The organism is Clostridium sp. K04, from assembly GCF_019734375.1.
Classification (GTDB): Bacteria; Bacillota; Clostridia; order Clostridiales; family Clostridiaceae; genus Clostridium; species Clostridium saudiense.
The window spans coordinates 1-17,871 of the sequence record NZ_JAASHD010000010.1; the positions used below are offsets into that span (position 1 = coordinate 1).

General features: G+C 27.0%; 20 protein-coding genes and 1 pseudogene. 18 read left to right on the top strand and 3 right to left on the bottom strand.

Going from position 1 to position 17,871, the window contains the following annotated elements; translation table 11 throughout:
• The first annotated feature begins 33 nt into the window (after positions 1-33).
• From HCG70_RS05650 to HCG70_RS05715, 15 genes and pseudogenes are all read left to right on the top strand, one after another.
• A complete protein-coding gene (locus tag HCG70_RS05650) occupies positions 34-222 on the top strand; it encodes a hypothetical protein (RefSeq protein ID WP_221697551.1) in 189 nt (62 codons plus the stop codon).
• A 133-nt stretch (positions 223-355) separates the two neighbouring features.
• Positions 356-1,741 (top strand): peptidoglycan binding domain-containing protein, encoded by a 1,386-nt coding sequence (locus HCG70_RS05655; protein ID WP_042398617.1) that lies wholly within the window; start codon positions 356-358, stop codon positions 1,739-1,741.
• Between the two features lie 133 nt (positions 1,742-1,874).
• The gene (locus HCG70_RS05660; RefSeq protein WP_156327482.1) at positions 1,875-2,027 is read left to right on the top strand and encodes a hypothetical protein; all 153 of its coding nucleotides are present in this window, start codon (positions 1,875-1,877) and stop codon (positions 2,025-2,027) included.
• A gap of 7 nt (positions 2,028-2,034) precedes the next feature.
• The gene (locus tag HCG70_RS05665) at positions 2,035-2,334 is read left to right on the top strand and encodes a hypothetical protein (RefSeq protein ID WP_042398620.1); all 300 of its coding nucleotides are present in this window, start codon (positions 2,035-2,037) and stop codon (positions 2,332-2,334) included.
• 94 nt (positions 2,335-2,428) lie between these two features.
• Entirely contained in the window at positions 2,429-3,265 is an 837-nt protein-coding gene (locus HCG70_RS05670) for a deoxyribonuclease IV (RefSeq protein ID WP_221697552.1), read from the top strand.
• Positions 3,266-3,390: 125 nt separating this feature from the next.
• Positions 3,391-3,891, top strand: coding sequence for a hypothetical protein (locus tag HCG70_RS05675; protein WP_042398624.1), 501 nt, complete (start codon positions 3,391-3,393; stop codon positions 3,889-3,891).
• A gap of 95 nt (positions 3,892-3,986) precedes the next feature.
• Positions 3,987-6,278, top strand: coding sequence for a xanthine dehydrogenase molybdenum-binding subunit XdhA (gene xdhA, locus HCG70_RS05680; protein WP_042398627.1), 2,292 nt, complete (start codon positions 3,987-3,989; stop codon positions 6,276-6,278).
• 11 nt (positions 6,279-6,289) lie between these two features.
• Positions 6,290-7,171, top strand: coding sequence for a xanthine dehydrogenase subunit XdhB (gene xdhB, locus HCG70_RS05685; RefSeq protein ID WP_042398631.1), 882 nt, complete (start codon positions 6,290-6,292; stop codon positions 7,169-7,171).
• Between the two features lie 7 nt (positions 7,172-7,178).
• A pseudogene (xdhC, locus tag HCG70_RS17355) lies at positions 7,179-7,637 on the top strand (xanthine dehydrogenase subunit XdhC); the annotation flags it as partial.
• Between the two features lie 27 nt (positions 7,638-7,664).
• Positions 7,665-8,945: a guanine deaminase gene (gene guaD / locus HCG70_RS05690; RefSeq protein ID WP_042398636.1), complete on the top strand. Its 1,281-nt coding sequence runs from the start codon at positions 7,665-7,667 to the stop codon at positions 8,943-8,945.
• A 59-nt stretch (positions 8,946-9,004) separates the two neighbouring features.
• Positions 9,005-9,856: a xanthine dehydrogenase family protein subunit M gene (locus tag HCG70_RS05695; RefSeq protein ID WP_055277677.1), complete on the top strand. Its 852-nt coding sequence runs from the start codon at positions 9,005-9,007 to the stop codon at positions 9,854-9,856.
• Complete coding sequence (locus tag HCG70_RS05700; protein WP_042398647.1) at positions 9,843-10,322, top strand: (2Fe-2S)-binding protein; 480 nt, start codon at positions 9,843-9,845, stop codon at positions 10,320-10,322. Before HCG70_RS05695 ends, HCG70_RS05700 begins: the two co-directional genes overlap by 14 nt.
• Positions 10,323-10,341: 19 nt before the next feature.
• Entirely contained in the window at positions 10,342-11,586 is a 1,245-nt protein-coding gene (locus HCG70_RS17645) for a xanthine dehydrogenase family protein molybdopterin-binding subunit (RefSeq protein WP_042398649.1), read from the top strand.
• Positions 11,587-11,598: 12 nt separating this feature from the next.
• Complete coding sequence (locus HCG70_RS17650) at positions 11,599-12,528, top strand: xanthine dehydrogenase family protein molybdopterin-binding subunit (RefSeq protein ID WP_055277681.1); 930 nt, start codon at positions 11,599-11,601, stop codon at positions 12,526-12,528.
• Between the two features lie 28 nt (positions 12,529-12,556).
• Entirely contained in the window at positions 12,557-13,258 is a 702-nt protein-coding gene (locus tag HCG70_RS05715) for a DUF6062 family protein (protein ID WP_042398654.1), read from the top strand.
• A gap of 295 nt (positions 13,259-13,553) precedes the next feature.
• Here HCG70_RS05715 and HCG70_RS05725 read toward each other — a convergent pair whose 3' ends face one another.
• A complete protein-coding gene (locus tag HCG70_RS05725) occupies positions 13,554-14,375 on the bottom strand; it encodes a tyrosine-type recombinase/integrase (protein ID WP_052330670.1) in 822 nt (273 codons plus the stop codon).
• 300 nt (positions 14,376-14,675) lie between these two features.
• Between HCG70_RS05725 and HCG70_RS05730 the strand changes: the two genes are divergently transcribed.
• Positions 14,676-15,659, top strand: coding sequence for a hypothetical protein (locus HCG70_RS05730; protein ID WP_042398658.1), 984 nt, complete (start codon positions 14,676-14,678; stop codon positions 15,657-15,659).
• Positions 15,660-15,715: 56 nt separating this feature from the next.
• Here the strand turns inward: HCG70_RS05730 and HCG70_RS05735 are convergent, their stop codons facing one another.
• A complete protein-coding gene (locus HCG70_RS05735; RefSeq protein WP_042398662.1) occupies positions 15,716-16,141 on the bottom strand; it encodes a hypothetical protein in 426 nt (141 codons plus the stop codon).
• Between the two features lie 139 nt (positions 16,142-16,280).
• Between HCG70_RS05735 and HCG70_RS05740 the strand changes: the two genes are divergently transcribed.
• Complete coding sequence (locus HCG70_RS05740) at positions 16,281-16,910, top strand: hypothetical protein (RefSeq protein WP_195948524.1); 630 nt, start codon at positions 16,281-16,283, stop codon at positions 16,908-16,910.
• Positions 16,911-16,929: 19 nt separating this feature from the next.
• Here the strand turns inward: HCG70_RS05740 and HCG70_RS05745 are convergent, their stop codons facing one another.
• A complete protein-coding gene (locus tag HCG70_RS05745; RefSeq protein WP_042398666.1) occupies positions 16,930-17,319 on the bottom strand; it encodes a PadR family transcriptional regulator in 390 nt (129 codons plus the stop codon).
• Between the two features lie 219 nt (positions 17,320-17,538).
• Here HCG70_RS05745 and HCG70_RS05750 point away from each other — a divergent pair, with 219 nt between their 5' ends.
• Positions 17,539-17,775: a ground-like protein gene (locus HCG70_RS05750; RefSeq protein ID WP_082423847.1), complete on the top strand. Its 237-nt coding sequence runs from the start codon at positions 17,539-17,541 to the stop codon at positions 17,773-17,775.
• Positions 17,776-17,871 lie beyond the last annotated feature (96 nt).

The window sequence follows — 17,871 nt, forward strand, 5'->3', positions numbered from 1 at the left end:
TTAACATGAACGTACCCGTATGGGTTATTTTTTTTGCAATTAATTAGTGTTGCACTTGATATTGTAATTTATCATAAGAATAAAGTAATTAAAAGTATAGAAGAAGATTTTATAAAAACTTTAAATAAATGTAAAGAAATAACTATAAAAGAATATAAAGATATTAATGTGATTTTTAAAATTTGTGGAAGAGTTTTAAAACTGATAGCTCCGCTAATGTAAGTATAAAGAAATCATGATACGAGAATACCTCTTCATCATGATTTTTTTTATTTAGTAATATTTGTTTTAAATTACTAAGTAATTACATAATAATAGAATGTACAAGCAATAATATAGGAGAATGTGAGAGCAAATGCAAGATGAAAAGGTTAAGGGGAAAGTTTATTTAGTGTCATTAATTATAGTAATGATTTTAGGTATCTATGTGTTAATGTCAATTTATTTTGATAAACATTATTATTTTGGAACTTATATAAATGGAATTAATGTTTCATGCAAGACTGTTGATGAGGCAAATGATTTATTATTAAAAGAATCTTATAATTATGTTATTAAATTAGAAGAAAGAGATAATATCACGGAATCAATAGAAGGGAGTAATATAAATTTTAAATATGAAGGAAGTAATGAAGCACAGGAGATAAAAGACAGGCAAAATCCAGCACTTTGGTTAATAAATATTTTTTCAAATAATAAATATATAATTAATGAGGTTTATTCTTTTGATAGAGAATTATTATTAGAAGAATTAGAAAAGTTAGGATGTTTTAATAATGAAAATATTATTGAACCATTAGATGCATGTTTCAAATATGAAAATGGAGAATATAAAATTATTAAAGAGGTATATGGTAATAAGGTAAATAAGGAATTGCTTTATGCTTATGTATTAAACTCCATAATATTAGGTGAAAGAAGTATTAATTTAGATGAAATAAATGCATATGAAAATCCTAAGTTTACGTCTACGAGTGAAAAAGTAATCCAAGCTCAAAATGAATTAAATAAATATGTAAATTCAAAAATATACTATATCTTTGATAATGAAATAGAGATTTTAGATGGAAGTATTATTAATACTTGGTTGGATGTAGATTCATCAATGAATATATCTGTTAACGAGGAAGCAGTTAAGGAATATTTAAATGAATTGAGTAAAAAATATGATACATATGGTAAAACACGTAGTTTTAAATCTAGTACTGGAAAAACCATAAATGTAGTAGGTGGTAATTATGGATGGAAGATTAATAAATCAAAAGAAAAAGAGGCTTTAATTGAAAATATAAAAAATGGAGAAGAAATAAAGAAAGAACCTATTTACACACAAACTGCCCTTGGAACAAGGGATGATGATATTGGAAACACTTATGTTGAAATAAATTTAACTACACAAAGTTTATGGTTCTATAAAGATGGCAAGTTAATAGTTCAGGGGGATGTTGTAACTGGTAATGTAAGTAGAGGTAATGGAACACCACAGGGAACTTATATTTTAAATTATAAACAAAAAAATGCAACATTAAAAGGAAGCAATTATAGTTCAGATGTTAAGTACTGGATGCCTTTTAATTGTAATATTGGCATACATGATGCCAGTTGGAGAAGTGATTTTGGTGGAGAAATATATAAAACTTCCGGTAGCCATGGTTGCGTTAATGCTCCTGAATATTTGGCAAAAAAGATTTATGAGAATATTGAAGCTGGTACTCCTATAATTTGCTATAAGGAAGAGTAGTTAGATTTTTATATTATTACTCTTCCTTACCTCTATTTTGATTAATTTAGATATCTATATAATATATTAAGGTAACAAATTTTTGTAATAATATATTATTTACATAATATATTATTACAAAGAGGTGTTTATAATGAATGAAAGAATCGAAACTATTATATTAAGACTTTCTAAGGAAAATGAAAAATTATTAAGGGATAAGGCTATAAAAGATAATATTACTATAGAAGAATATATAAAGAAAATATGTATATATGATCCCTGGTTAGAAAATTATGAGGAGTGAGTAAAAAGTGGATTTTTTTTATGGTAGTATGTTACATAAGTTATTTATTGTATTATATAGCACTTTAATTATATATGGTTTTTATTTGGTTTTAAAAGAAAAAAGTGATATGGAAAAGAGGATAAAAGAAAAAATTAATAAGCAATATAAAACTGAAATTATAGTAGAAGTTGATGAAGAGGAAAAATACATGTTAAAGAATTTAGCTTCTGATTATGGGTATTCTAATATAGAGGAATTTATGGTATCAATTTTAAATAAGGAAATTGATAGAGAAAATTATGATGAAGATGATAATAAATTATAAATGTAATATTATATAATAATTATTATTAGTTGATACTAGAGTAATAATATAGTATATTTATATTAATAACAATTATACTATTGGAGGATTAGAGATGTTAAACATAGGATGCCACTTATCTACAACAAAGGGATTTAAAAATATGGGAAAAGAAGCTTTATCAATAGGAGCTAACACTTTTCAATTCTTTACGCGTAATCCTAGGGGTGGAAAAGCTAAAGATATAGATGAAAAAGATATTAATGGACTTTTAGAAATTATGAAAGAAAATAATTTTGCTAAAATTTTAGCTCATGCACCATATACATTAAATGGTTGTTCTGCTGATGAAAATACTAGAAAATTTGCAACTGAAATGATGGCAGATGATTTAGTAAGAATGGAGTATTTACCATATAATTTATATAACTTCCATCCAGGAAGCCACGTGAAACAAGGAGTGGATACTGGAATAGATTATATAGTTCAAATGCTAAATACAGTACTTAAGCCAGAACAAACAACTACAGTATTATTAGAAACAATGGCTGGTAAAGGTACTGAGATAGGTAGAAGTTTTGAAGAAATTGCTCAAATAATAGAAAGAGTTGAATTAAAGGATCATTTAGGAGTATGTTTAGATACTTGTCATGTTTATGATGCTGGCTATGATATCGTAAATGACTTAGATAATGTTTTAGAAGAGTTTGATAGAATTATTGGTCTTGATAGACTTAAAGCAATACATTTAAATGATAGTAAAAATCCATTTAACAGTCATAAGGATAGGCATGAAAAAATAGGGGAAGGAAGCTTAGGGCTTGAAGGAATAAGTAGAATAATAAATCATCCAAAACTTAAGCATTTACCATTTTTCTTAGAAACACCTAATGAGCTTGATGGATATAAAAATGAAATAGAAGTTTTAAGAAAAGAATATATAGAAGATTAATTTTAATAAGGTATTTCTGAATTTGAAAGTTTAGAAATACCTTATTTTTTATGTTTATAAATAAAGTGTAATTAAAAATAATATATATGTATAAAAGGTCAATAATAATATTGAGGTGATTTTTTATGAATGAAAATAATGTAAAAGAAAGTAAAGCAATAAAAGTACTATTTCAAAAATTATTAAACGAAAATTATGAACAAAAAGAATATAGAGAAGTTTATACAATAGATATATTGCCAAGGACAGTTAATAATTTAAATAAATATACTGATTTTGAGAAAAGTATACTGAATAATAATAGCTATAATATATTAAATAAATTTGTTTTAGCATTAAGTAAATTATATCTATATGATAATAAAATATTTAAGTTATCCCATGATGAGGAAGAAAGTTTATCCTTTGAAGAATATCACAATGATATCAATAGATTTATTGATGATTGTATGTATAATTTATCAATTCCTACTAAAAGAATGGATTTAATATTTAATGAATTAAAAATAGGCCTTGAAATAAGTGATTGGACTATTAAAATAATGGATTTTGGTTGTACTGAATTAAGATTTGTTATGGATATTTTTAAATCAGAAGGATTATTTATAAGAAGACCTTATTTTTAATTTTTGAATATAAGGATTTTTACTAATATTTGATTTATATAATATGAACATATTATATAAATCAAATAATTAAAAAATTTAAGTGAGGTGAAAGAATGTCATATAAGATACTAGGGAAAAGTGTAAATAGAGTTGATGCAATTGCCAAAGTAACAGGAAAAGCAAAATATGCTGAGGATTATTTTGAAAGAGAAATGTTAGTAGGAAAGGTGCTTAGAAGTACTTATGCACATGCTAAGATAAAAAATATATTTATAGATGATGCTTTAAGTTTAGATGGAGTTGAAGCTGTAATAACATATAAGGATTTACCTAACATAAGATTTGCAACTGCAGGTCATCCTTATTCTTTAGATAAAAATCATAGAGATGTTGAAGATAGATTGATGTTAACTAATAAAGCAAGATATGTAGGGGATGCAATTGCAGCTGTAATTGCAAAAGATGAGATAATTGCACAAAAAGCATTAAAGCTTATAAAGGTTGATTATGATATTTTAGATGCTGTATTTAATACAGAAGATGCAATAGCTGAAGGAGCCCCTATTATTCATGAAGATAAACCAAATAATATTATAGCCTCTTCTAAGATAGAAATTGGAGATATAAATGAAGAATTTAAAAATGCTGACTACGTATTTGAAGGTGAATATGAAACTAGTATTGTTCAACATTGCCAATTAGAATGTCAAAATGCATATGCATATGTTGATGAGAATAATAGGATTGTAATAGTAACATCAACTCAAATACCTCATATAGTAAGAAGAATTGTAGGACAAGCATTAAATATACCAATAGGAAGAATTAGGGTAATAAAACCTTTCGTTGGTGGAGGATTTGGTAATAAGCAAGATGTTATAATTGAACCACTAACAGCAGCAATGACTTTAGCTGTTAATGGTAGACCTGTAAGACTTTCATTAGATAGGGAAGAAGTTTTTGCATCTACAAGAACAAGACATGCCATGAAGTATAAAATAAGAACTGCTATATCTAAGGATGGAAAATTATTAGCCATTTCTATGAATAATCAGGTAAATAATGGGGCATATGCATCTCATGGGCATTCTATTGCAATGAGTGCAGCAAGTAAATTTAGACCATTATACTCTTTTAAAGCTATTGAAGTGAAACCTACTACAGTATATACCAATTTACCTACAGCAGGAGCAATGAGGGGATATGGTATTCCACAAGTTTGCTTTGCTTTAGAAAGCCATCTAGATGATATTGCAATTAAATTAAATATGGATCCAATAAAGTTTAGAGAAAATAATTTTATAAGTTTAGGATATGAGGATCCATTAAGTGGAATAAAGGTGAGATCATTTGGAGTTAAAGAGTGTATAAAAAAAGGGAAAGACTTAATTAGATGGGATGAAAAAAAGAAAAGGTATAAAAATATTACTGGAAACAAAAGAAGAGGGGTAGGAATGGCATGCTTTAGCTATTTTTCAGGAACGTATCCTGTATCATTAGAAATAGCAGGAGCAAGAATTGTAATGAATCAGGATGGTTCAGTTCAACTGCAAGTTGGTGCAACTGAAATTGGACAAGGAAGTGATACAATTTTTAGTGAGATGGTAGCTGAAGTACTTGGAATAGATATTGAAAAGGTTAATGTTATTTCTATTCAAGATACGGATATTACTCCATTTGATACAGGAGCATATGCATCAAGACAAAGTTTTGTTACAGGGGCAGCTGTAAAAAAGGCTGCAAAAGAAGTTAAAAATAAAGTGCTTGAAATTGCAAGTAGGAAATGTGGATTAAATATAGATGAATTAGACATAAGAGAGGGAATAATAATAGAAAAAAAAATGGGTGATGAAATTTGTTCATTAAGCGATATAGCATTAGAGTCATATTATGATAGAGAATTTGCAAATCCAATTACTACTGATATATCTGAAAATGTAAAAATTAATGCCGTAGCATATGGTGTTACCTTTGCAGAAGTTGAAGTTGATATTGAAACTGGAAAGATAAAGGTACTAGAAATTTATAATGTTCATGATTCAGGAAAAATATTAAATAGGAAAATAGCAGAGGGACAAGTTGAAGGTGGAGTAAGTATGGGGCTTGGTTATGCTTTAAGTGAACAAATGCTATTTAATGAAAAAACAGGACAACCATTAAATAATAATTTATTGGATTATAAACTTCAAACAATTTTAGATACACCTAAAATAGGAGTTGATTTTGTTGAAACTATTGATCCTGCAGGAAGTTTTGGTCAAAAGTCATTAGGAGAAAATCCTACAATTTCACCAGCTCCAGCTATAAGAAATGCAGTTTTAGATGCAACTGGAGTAGCTTTTAATAAAATACCTATGAATCCTCAAAGTGTATTTGAAAAATTTAAAGAAGGTGGATTAATATAGGGGGACAGATTATGTTTGATATTAATGAATTGAAAGAGGCAGAAACATTAGAAGAGGCATTAAAGTTGTTAAATGAAAATAATAACTTCAAAATAATATGTGGTGGTACTGATATATTGATTAAATTGAGACATGGAAAAATGGAAAGTGTAAATTTACTTAGTATACGTAATATTGATTGTTTAAAAGGTATAAAGCTCTTAGAGGATAATACTATTTCAATTGGGGCAGTAACTAATTTTAGTGAGATATTTCGAAATGAAATAATAAATGAAAAAATACCTATATTAAGTGAGGCTGCAGTATCTATGGGTGGACCACAAATAAGAAATATAGCAACTATTGGGGGTAACATATGCAATGGAGCAGTTTCAGCAGATAGCGTACCTGCCCTATTTGCATTAAATGCGTTATTAAAACTTAAAAGTGTTAATGGAGAAAGAATTGTTGAAATTAGAGATTTTTATAATGGTCCAGGTAAGGTGAAAATAGATAAAAATGAAATATTAACAGAAGTACTAATTAAAGAAAAAGAATATATTAATAAGCAAGGTAAATATATTAAATTTACTAATAGAAATGCATTAGATATATCAATGTTAGGTGTAGCTATAGTTTGTGAGGAAAATAAAGGAGAAATAAATGATTTAAGAATTGCTTTAGGAGTTGCAGCACCAATTCCATTGAGGTGTATTAAAGCTGAAGCTTATGGCATAGGTAAAAAATACTCAGAAAGTGTTATTAATAATATTGCAACTATTGCAATGAATGAGTCTAGCCCAAGAAATTCATGGAGAGGATCTAAGGATTATAGATTACATTTAATAAAAACTTTAATTAAGAAAATAATGAAGGAAAATTTTATATATAATGAGGTGAATTTTTGTGAATAATGGTAAAATGAAGAAGATAAGTATAAATGTAAATGGTGAAGACTATAATTTAGAAGTCGATATAAGAGAATCTCTTTTAGATGTATTGAGAAATAAGTTATTTCTAACTGGAGTGAAGAGAGGATGTTCTGTTGGAGAATGTGGTGCTTGTACTGTATTAATAGATAATGTACCTATAGACTCCTGTATTTATTTAGCTGTTTGGGCTGATAAGAAAAAGATTGAGACTATAGAAGGTATAGCTAAAAATGGAAGGTTAAGCAATGTTCAACAAGCTTATATTGATGAGGGAGCTATTCAATGTGGTTTTTGTACTCCTGGACTTGTTTTAACAACTACTTCTTTAGTTAGAAGTGGAAAAAATTATACAGATGAAGAAATTAAACGTGAAATTTCAGGTCATTTATGTAGGTGTACAGGGTATCAAAAAATTTTTATGGCAACTAAAAAGTCACTATTACAAAAAAATGAACAACTGAGAGGAGAATTTATTTTGAAAAACATATATGGGCTGAAGGGTAATTTTGTATATACACAAGACTTTGGAAAATTCAAAATTGAAGAAAATAAAATAATTATAATAGAGAATGGTATCATAAAAGGTATTTACAATGGATTGCCATTTCATTATAAAGATATAAAAGTAATAGATTATAAGGATAAATTAATTATACCTGGATTTGTAGATTTACATTTACATGCACCTCAATTTCCTAATATGGGATTAGGTGTAGATAAAGAATTAATTCCTTGGCTAAATTGCTATACTTTCCCTGAGGAATCAAAGTATAGTGATTTAAAATATGCAGAAAGGGTCTATAGATTACTAATAAAAGAACTATGGAATGTTGGAACTACAAGATGTTGTGTTTTTAGCACTATACATAAAGATAGTACAAAATTATTGTTCGATTTATTTAATGAATCTGGACTTGGTGCATATGTAGGCAAAGTAAATATGGACAGAGAATGTCCAGATGTTCTAATAGAAGATACTATTCAATCATTAAAAGAAACGGAGCTAATAGCTAAAGAGTATATAAATAAATATAGCTTAGTAAAACCAATAATAACGCCAAGATTTGTACCTTCATGTAGTTTTGAAATGCTTAAGGGATTAGGAGAAATTGCTGAAAAATATGATTTACCCGTACAATCTCACTTATGTGAAAATACAAATGAAATTGAATTTGTAAAGACTTTAGAACCAGAATCTAAAAATTATTCTGATGTGTATTATAAAGCAAATCTATTTAGAGAAAATAAAACAATAATGGCTCATTGCATATGGCTTAATGAAAATGAAATAGAGCTATTATCAAAAAGTAAAGTTTTTGTTGCACATTGTCCTACTTCAAATTTAAATTTATCTAGTGGAATTGCACCTATTAGAAAATTAATTGAAAAAGGTATAAATGTAGGACTAGCTTCAGATATATCTGGTGGACATACATTATCAATGCCAGAAGTTATTGTGTCTTCAGCTCAAGTATCTAATTTAAAATGGCTTTATAGTAATAAAACAGATGAAAAACTTTCAACAGCAGAATTATTTTATTTAGCGACAAAGGGTGGAGGAAAATTCTTTGGTAAAGTAGGAAGCTTTGAGGAAGGGTATGAATTTGATGCATTGGTTATTGATGATATGGCATTAAATATTAATAACAATTTATCTTTAGAAGAAAGAGTTCAAAAATTCTTATATAAAGGTAAAGAAAAAAATATAATAGAAAGATATGTACGTGGAAACGTAGTAAAGGAACCAAAAATTTAAAAATTGCTTTTATAAATATTATTTAAAATTTTAAATCACACTAAAGTAGGTGAATAACAATGGAAATTTATAAACCTAAAACTTTAGATGAAGCCAAAATATTATTATTTAATAATGAAAATTCTAAAATATTGGCTGGAGGAACTGATTTAATAATAAGTATAAGAAAAGAATCAGATTTATTAACTAAAATTATAGATATTAGTAAGATTCATGAGTTGTATTTAATAGAAGAAGATGAAAACTTTATTTGCTTAGGCTCTATGATTACATTTGCAGAATTAGAGGAAAACATAAAAGTAAGAAAGTATTTTAATGTTTTATATGAATGTAGTAAACATATGGGTTCACCACAAATTAGAAATGTTGCTACTATAGGTGGTAATGTTATAAATGCAGCACCAGCAGCAGACTCTATTCCATGTTTAATTTCATTAGATAGCGAAATGATTATTGAATCTATAAATGGAACTAGGAAAATTAAAGTGGAAACATATTTTAAAAATTATGAAAAAGAAAAAATAAAATTTGATGAAATATTAACTAAGTTTATAATACCTAAAAAAAATAATTATAGTGGGTATTATAAGTTAGGGAAAAGAAATTCATTAGCAATTGCAAGAATTAATGTTGCTGTAAGCTTGAATATTCAAGATGATATTATTAAAAACATAAGTGTTGCGGTTGGTGCAGCTGGTAGATTTCCTTTTAAAATCACGCAATTAGAAAATTTATTATTAAATAAAAATAAAGCAAATTTATTAGATAATGATGTATTAAATGAACTAGAGAATTCAGTTTATAATAGTATTAAAGGGCGTAGTACTGCTGAGTTTAAAAAGGAAGCAGTTAAAGGTGCATACAAGCATGCTATAAATAATGCATTAGGGATAGAAGGTGTTTTCAATTAAAGTTTCTATTAATGTAAATGGTATAGATTATATAAGAAATATTGATCCATCTCTAAGATTAATTGATTTTATAAGAGATGAATTAAAACTTAAAGGAACAAAAGAAGGGTGTAGCGAAGGTGAATGTGGTGCATGTACAGTAATATTAGATGGAAAAGCAATTAATTCATGTTTAATGTTAGCATCTTCTGCTGATGGTAAGAAGATTATTACTATAGAGGGATTAAGCATGGATGAAATGAATCCAATTCAAGAAGCGTTTATTGAAGTTGGTGCAGTGCAATGTGGTTATTGTACACCAGGAATGATATTAAGTGCAAAAGCATTATTAGATAAAAATCCTAAAGCAACAGAAGAAGAAATTAAAAAGGCTTTAAGTGGGAATTTATGTAGATGTACAGGGTATGTAAAGATAATTAAAGCTGTTCTTTTAGCCGAAGAAAAATTAAATAGAAAGTGTTACTAATGCTTTAGGAGGTTTTAACTTGATTGGAAAAAGTATAATAAGACCTGATGCATATGAAAAAGTATTAGGAAAAGCACTATTTCCAGATGATTTAGAATTACCAGATATGCTTTATGCTGGGGTTAAAAGAAGTACCATAGCATATGGGAAGATAAAGTATATTAATATAGATGAAATTAAAAAACTTAATGGAGTAATTGATGTAATAGATTATTCAAGAATTCCAGGATCAACTAGTCATGGTGTTATATTTAAGGATATACCAATCTTAGTTAAAGACGTAGTTAAAAGAGTTGGAGATTGCATTTTATTAGTAATAGCTAATAATAAGAAAAATTTGAAAGAAGCCTTAGAAAAAGTAAAAATAGAGTATGAAGAATATAAAGGTGTATTTTCTATTGAGGAAGCAATACAAAAAGATGCTCCTGTAATAGGTGAGAAAAATAATATTCTATTTTCTGTAGAAATAAATAAAGGAAATATAGATGAAGGATTTAAAGAAGCTAAATTTATTAGTGTAAATACTTATAAAACTCAAATGACTGAGCATGCTTTTATGCAACCAGAATCTACAATAGCAAACTATAATGCCATAAATAATACTTTGGATTTATATATTGCAACACAATATCCTCATTATGATAGGGAAGAAGTTGCAAGATGTTTAAATATGAAGGAAGAAAATATTAATGTTATTAATATGACTATTGGGGGAGCATTTGGGGCAAGAGAGGATATTAATCCTCAATGTCATGCAGCTATTGCTTCTTATATAACTAAAAGACCAGTTAAAATTATATATAGTAGAGAAGAATCTACTATATCTCATAGTAAAAGGCATCTGATGAAAATGTACTATAAAACAGCAGTTAAAAGTAATGGAAGGCTATGTGCATTAAAAGCTAGAATTTATGCTGATACTGGAGCTTATGCTTCATGGGGAATTAATGTTATAAGAAAGGCTGCTGTACATGCAACAGGTCCTTATGAAATTCCAAATGTTGATATTAAAGCTTATGCAGTTTATACTAATAATCCTTTTTGTGGAGCAATGAGGGGATTTGGTGCAGCACAAGTGCCAATAGCATATGAATCACAAATGGATATATTGTCAGAAAAACTTAATATAAATCCATTGGTATTTAGAAATATTAATACATTTCAATGTGGAAGTAAAACTGCTACTGGTCAAATTCTTGATAAGAGTGTTGGAATTAAAGAATGTATAAGTAAATTGGCTTCCATAGATAATATTGAATTATAAGAGGGTCGTTATATGAATAAGAAAGGTGTTGGTTACTCAACTATATTTTATGGAACAGGATATGGCAATGGATTTCCTGATGAATCAAGGGCAATTGCCAAAATTGAGGAAAGTGGAATTGTAAAAATTTATGTTGAAGTTTCTGATGTTGGTTCAGGGGGAGAAAGTGTAATGTGGCAAATTGCATCGCAAGCTCTTAATATAAATAAAGATTTAGTAAAAATAATTAATACTAGTACTAATTTAATGATGGACTCAGGAACTGCAGCTGCAAGTCGTCAAACCTATAATACTGGAAATGCCGTTTTAAGTGCATGTAAGAAATTAAGATATAACATTAATAAAGTTATAGATAAAAATCAAAAGATTGAAACAGTTTTAGAGTTAAAATTACTTTTACAAATCATGCTTGAAAAGAATATTGCTATATTAGAGGAGGGGTACTTTAAAGCAAATACCTCTAAAATAAATGAAGATGGTCAAGGTAATCCTTACTGGCCTTATACATTTTGTGCTCAAAGAGTTACTGTAAATGTAGATACTGAAACAGGAAAAATTGATATTTTAGAAATAGTTGCAGTAAATGATGGTGGGAAAATTATTAATCCAACTTTAGCAGAAGGACAAGTTGAAGGAGGATGCTCTATGGGAATTGGATATGCAATTATGGAAGAGGTTAATTTAGATAAAGGAAAAATTAAAAACTCTAATTTTTCAAATTATATTATTCCAACATCAATGGATATGCCAAATATAAAAACATATTTTATTGAAGAGACTGAATCAACAGGTCCTTATGGAGCAAAAGGAATAGGAGAGCCAGTAATGATTCCAACAGCACCGGCTATTTTAAATGCAATTTATGATGCTATTAATATTAGATTTTATGAGCTTCCTGTAACATGTGAAAAAGTATTATTGGAATTGAAGAAGAAAAAATAAATTTTGGAATGTTAAAATGGAGGGTTTTATGGATAAAGGGGAATTAGAGAAACTTAGTATTGAGCATATTAGAATTTACGAAAGTTTTGAGAAAAAAGAAAAGTGTGCATTATGTAGATGCATAGAAGATTTTGAAAATCAAGTTTTAAATGCAATATCTACAGATTTAGTTATGGACTTAGAGTTCTTTCCAAAGTTTGGAGAACAGTATACTTTTTGTGATTATCATATGAGCAAAATGGAAGATATGAGAGATAAATTAGGAATGGCAATAATGCTAAAAAAACTTATTACATTAGAAATAAGAAAAATGGAAAGTGGACAAATTGAGAATAAAGTAAGTAAATTCTTTATAAAGAAAGCTAATGAAAAGAAATGTTTTGTTTGTGAAAAAGTAAATTTAAAGGCTATGAACAGTGACATTGATATTACTTTAGAACTGTGGAAAAATAAAGAAGCATTTAGAGAAAACTTTAGATCACAAGATTTTTTTTGTTTCAAGCATAATAAACTTCTCATTAATTCAGCTAAAGAAAAGTTTAGCAAAAAAGACTATGAAGTATTTAAGCAAGAAATAATTAATGTTCAAATGAAATATTGTAAGGAATTAGAAAGTGACTTAGAGTGGTTTATTAATAAATTTGATTATAGATATGCAAATGAACCTTGGTATAATGCTAAGGATTCTATATATAGAGCAAGGGAAGTATTAAAAAAAGATAGTATATAGTAATGCAAATTCATTTCTGAGATGGAATAATAGGTATGAACATTGAATATAAAAAATTGACAAGTAATGAATTAGATATATTTATTAATATGAGAATTAATCAATTACGTGAAGAAGGTGCAAAAGAAGAGGTTGACTTTAAAAGTTAGGTTTAAATTATAAAAATTTAAAGGCAAATAAATAGGGAGATAGGGAGAATAGATGAGACAGTAGGAGATAGTAGATGGATTTGTGTAAAATACAAATCTATCTACTTTCCCTTTTTATTAAATTATAATAGCTTGTTCCCTCTGTTTTATAAAGCATAAGAGAAATCTATCTTGTTACTCATCTCTCTTAATTTCTTCATACTTACTCCAAGATATCGCATAGTTGTTTTTATATCAGAGTGATTTAATACATGTCTAACTAATTCTATATCATGGCCAGATTCTTCGTATAATGTATGAGCAAAAAGTTTTCTGAATGAATGGGTACCTATATTTTTATATCCTAAATAATCAGTTATTATTTTTAATTGTTGTTGCATGTTTCTAACTTTATTAGGATAAATAAAATCATCCTTATCTAAATTATTAGTAACTACATATTCTAATAGTTTATTATACATTACATCATTTAAATCTCTATTTTGCCATTTACCTGTTTTTATTTCTTTTATAGCAAATTTACTTCTGTTAAAATCTGAAACTTTTAAATTAACTATATCTGATGCTCTGAAACCAAGAGTTGCTTGAAGTGCTAATGCAAAAGCTAAAGGTTGGTTTGGCCTAAACTTTTTTTCTCTTCCTGTCTTTTTATCAGTATATGTAAAACCTTCTTTACATAATTTAATAATTTGTTCGTATTCCTCAACTTCTAATGGCCTAGTTGCTTTATAATTCTTTTTTTTACCCTCTTCTTTTGTAATTTCATCGTTTTTATGGTCTTTTTTATTATTTAAAATTGCTCCCTCTGTTTTTGGAGGCGTTTTTTTAGAAATTTCATTTGCTCCCTCTGTTTTTATATCAATTTCTTGCATTTTTTCGGTAAACTCATTTTTCTCTTCATATGCTCTCATTTTTTTATAAAATTTATAGAATTTCATCATCTCGAGCATTTCATCATTTAAATCCATTTAAAATTTCCTTTCTCGTACAAATCGATTTTGCTTAAAAATAAAACTGCGTATTTTATATTTTTAAACTGCGCTTTTTACATTTTTATAAAAATATAATACCATGAAAATGGCTTAAAATCAATAGTTTAAGAAAAAACTGCGCACATTCGGGAATGTGCGCAGTTTTTATGGATTAAATTATGTTAAATTTTCGTAGAAAATACACTTTTTATATGTTATAATAATAATACTAAGTTAACCAAAGTTAACTTAGTTAACTTTGGTTAACTAAAGAGGAAAAAGAAAGAGGTTTAAAAAATGGACGAAATTAGAGAAAATAATGAAAAAACTACTGAAAATCAAGAAAAAATTCAAGAGACTCAACCTGTAGTTATAGAGGAAAAAATAGAGACAAAGGGGTTAAAGTTAAAAAAGTCAACAAAAGACAGGCTTAATATGCTTCAAAGTAGTTTTGATGATGCTGAAAGTATGATTACTACATTGTTAAATCAATATGATAGCTTTATAGTAGAAAATGATGAAAAATATAATGATCGAAAAGGTGAAATTGATAGATTTAACTTTTTGATAGATTCATTAAAAGGATGCTTTATTAATTCTTTAGAAATGGCTACTTATCTAGAAGATAAATATGATACAAAGCTTAAAAATGAAATAAAAAAGAAAGACAAAGTTATATCTATACTTCAAGATGAAAATACAAATTTGAAAAAGGTATGTAATGATGTTAGTGAGCAAATTAATAAGAAGGATTATGAATTAAATGATGTAAAAGATAGCTTTTCACGTGTTAATTCTGCACTTTCTACTGTAGAAAAAGAACTAAAGGAAAAATCTGATATAATTCAAAATTTGCAATTACATATTAATTCATTAACAGAGATATCAAGTGATAATAAGGCTATAAAGGATGAAAATGATAAATTAAAAGAAGAAATAAAGGAGTTAAATGATAAGTTAACCAAAGCAAATATTCTTAATGAAAAAATTAATTATTTAGAAAGTGAAAATAATAGATTTAAAAATGAAATTGCTATATTGAATGGAGAAAAAAAAGAGTATAAAGAGTATAGCAATAGTTTAAATCAACGAATTCAAGAAGTTTTATTAAATAAATCAGCAGAAATTACAAAAATAAATGAAGAGAAAAATAATTTAATTAGAGAAATTGAAAATAGAAAAGAATTAGAATTAAAAAATGCTAATGAAACTATTATAAGTTTAAAGGAAGAAATATTCGAATTGAAACTAAATTTAAATAAAGTTAACTTAGAAAAATAAAGTTAACTAAAGAAATGTATTTGATAAGTAGTATTTAAACTATAGGGGATTATCCCCTATAGTTTTTTATTTATTATACTTGATAATCTAAGTTCGCCATTTTCTAGGGTTCTAATATATAGTTTATAAGGACTTTTATGTGAAAAACCATCAATAATAAGTTTTTCCTTTGATAAAATTGGAGTTATAGAAAATAATGTATGTGATGATTTAGCTACAATAGAAAGTGATCCTTCATAATCAGTTAAACATTGGCAAATGTTATTTAAATCAATTGTTATAGAATTAGGTGAATTTATAGTAAATGGACAAATAAATTCATCTCTATTTTTAGTATTTCTAATTACTATATCCAAAAAAGTATAAGAATTATAATCTTTTGTATAAAAATATAAAGTTAATTTGTTATTACAATTCAAACATTTTTCTAAAGTTAACTTCTTAATATATTTTGTAGGTTGTGATGTTGAATTTAATTCCAAATAATAATCCTCCCTAAAATTTATTATTATTTATTTTATGCACGAAAACAAAAATAGACATAAAATTATACAAATATATAATAATATTTTAAAAAATAATGATAATACTATAATTGTAATCAACTATTAGGAGTGAGTTTTGTTGCCGATTGCACTTGTTACAGCATTAATCTCAGCGGGTGGATTAGTTTTAGGTTCTGTAATTGGAGCTATTTGCAGTATTTTTATTAATAAAGTTTCATTACATGAACAAGTTAGAATTCAAAGAGAAAATTTAAATTATCAGGAAAATTGTAATGCAAAGGAAAAGTATATTAACGCCAATATAATAAGATTGGACTTTTGTAATGCAATTTACCAAAGTGTAAGAGTGCTTCAAAATATGGATAATTATGAAGTGTCTTATTCAATACCTATGTACAAGGATTATCACAAAATAATAGCAACTTTATGTGACGAATATTCATTAAAGGAGCTTAGTTATATTTATCAGTTTTATGGAATTTTAGAAATTAATTCAAAGAAAATCGAAGGTTCTAATAGTAAGGATTTAAATGATAGAATAGTAATCCAAAATTCATTCAAAAATATTTTAATAAAGCTTTATGGAGAAAATTATATTAAATTGTTATCGAAGAATATTGATTGTTTGAGTTTTAATGAACTTTATTGTGATTCTCTTATGAAAAAAGGATATAGGGATATATTAAAATCCTTAGATGTGATATGTAATATGGGTTATAAAGGAAAAGATGACTTAAATTCTTAAGTCATCTTTTTAATATATATTATTTTAGCATATTTATCATTAAATCAAGAGTGCTTTTAGTTCTTTCTAAATTATGAATGTAATCCGCTATATGGTGTTTATAATAGTAAATACCCTCATCTGTAATGGAATATATTTTTTTGCTTCTCTTATTTAAAAATTCATCACCTGTCCATTTGCTAATTACGTAACCTTTTTCTTCTAAATCATAAAATGTTTCATAAATAGTGCTTGATGATACAGGAAAAGGTAAATTAGAGGTTTGAAATACATCTCTAAATGTTTCAAGTACTTTATTACCGAACATTACTTCACCCTTAGATAATTCCTTTAATATATAAAATGAATATAGCATTTTTGTGTTTACTACATTTCTAGGTGCTACTAATCTATTTCTAGTTGTACTCATTTAATCACTCCTTTTTTCATAAAAGTATTTATAAATTTACTATCTTAAAATCATATTTATAAAAGCTATCTCAATACTTGAGCTGTCTAAGTTTACTTATTTAATGATAACAAAAATTATTAACAGTGTCTATTTAAAAAGAATATTACGAAATGTAGAACCATAAAATGTGAAATTGAATACTATATATTAAAGTACCAATGATAGGAGATGAGAAACATGTCAAAGAAGTGTTGTAGAAGAAACTGCTGTTGTAGAAACAATTGTTGTTGTCAACCATGTTGCAATCAATGTTGCAATCAATGTTGTAACAATAGCGGATACGGATGCGGCTACGGAGGATATGGTGGAGGATTCGGTAACTGTGGCGGTGGCTGTGGTGGCTTTGGAGGCTGCGGTGGCGGCTGGGCATGGTGGATAATTATACTATTATTCTTCTGTGGAGGATGCTGGTAATTCATGGCTAGGTGTACTAAAAAGTGTATTATCTTTTTAGTACACTTTTTTATTTATTATAAATTAATTTTTGTATTATGGGAAAACTACTTTTGA

Excerpts from the sequence above, each read along its gene's own strand:
- HCG70_RS05655 (WP_042398617.1), top strand. The coding sequence starts at position 356 with ATGCAAGATGAAAAGGTTAAGGGGAAAGTTTATTTAGTGTCATTAATT.
- HCG70_RS05660 (WP_156327482.1), top strand. The coding sequence starts at position 1,875 with ATGAATGAAAGAATCGAAACTATTATATTAAGACTTTCTAAGGAAAAT.
- HCG70_RS05670 (WP_221697552.1), top strand. The coding sequence starts at position 2,429 with ATGTTAAACATAGGATGCCACTTATCTACAACAAAGGGATTTAAAAAT.
- HCG70_RS05675 (WP_042398624.1), top strand. The coding sequence starts at position 3,391 with ATGAATGAAAATAATGTAAAAGAAAGTAAAGCAATAAAAGTACTATTT.
- xdhA (WP_042398627.1), top strand. The coding sequence starts at position 3,987 with ATGTCATATAAGATACTAGGGAAAAGTGTAAATAGAGTTGATGCAATT.
- xdhB (WP_042398631.1), top strand. The coding sequence starts at position 6,290 with ATGTTTGATATTAATGAATTGAAAGAGGCAGAAACATTAGAAGAGGCA.
- HCG70_RS05695 (WP_055277677.1), top strand. The coding sequence starts at position 9,005 with ATGGAAATTTATAAACCTAAAACTTTAGATGAAGCCAAAATATTATTA.
- HCG70_RS17650 (WP_055277681.1), top strand. The coding sequence starts at position 11,599 with ATGAATAAGAAAGGTGTTGGTTACTCAACTATATTTTATGGAACAGGA.
- HCG70_RS05715 (WP_042398654.1), top strand. The coding sequence starts at position 12,557 with ATGGATAAAGGGGAATTAGAGAAACTTAGTATTGAGCATATTAGAATT.
- HCG70_RS05725 (WP_052330670.1), bottom strand. The coding sequence starts at position 14,375 with ATGGATTTAAATGATGAAATGCTCGAGATGATGAAATTCTATAAATTT.
- HCG70_RS05730 (WP_042398658.1), top strand. The coding sequence starts at position 14,676 with ATGGACGAAATTAGAGAAAATAATGAAAAAACTACTGAAAATCAAGAA.
- HCG70_RS05745 (WP_042398666.1), bottom strand. The coding sequence starts at position 17,319 with ATGAGTACAACTAGAAATAGATTAGTAGCACCTAGAAATGTAGTAAAC.
- HCG70_RS05750 (WP_082423847.1), top strand. The coding sequence starts at position 17,539 with ATGTCAAAGAAGTGTTGTAGAAGAAACTGCTGTTGTAGAAACAATTGT.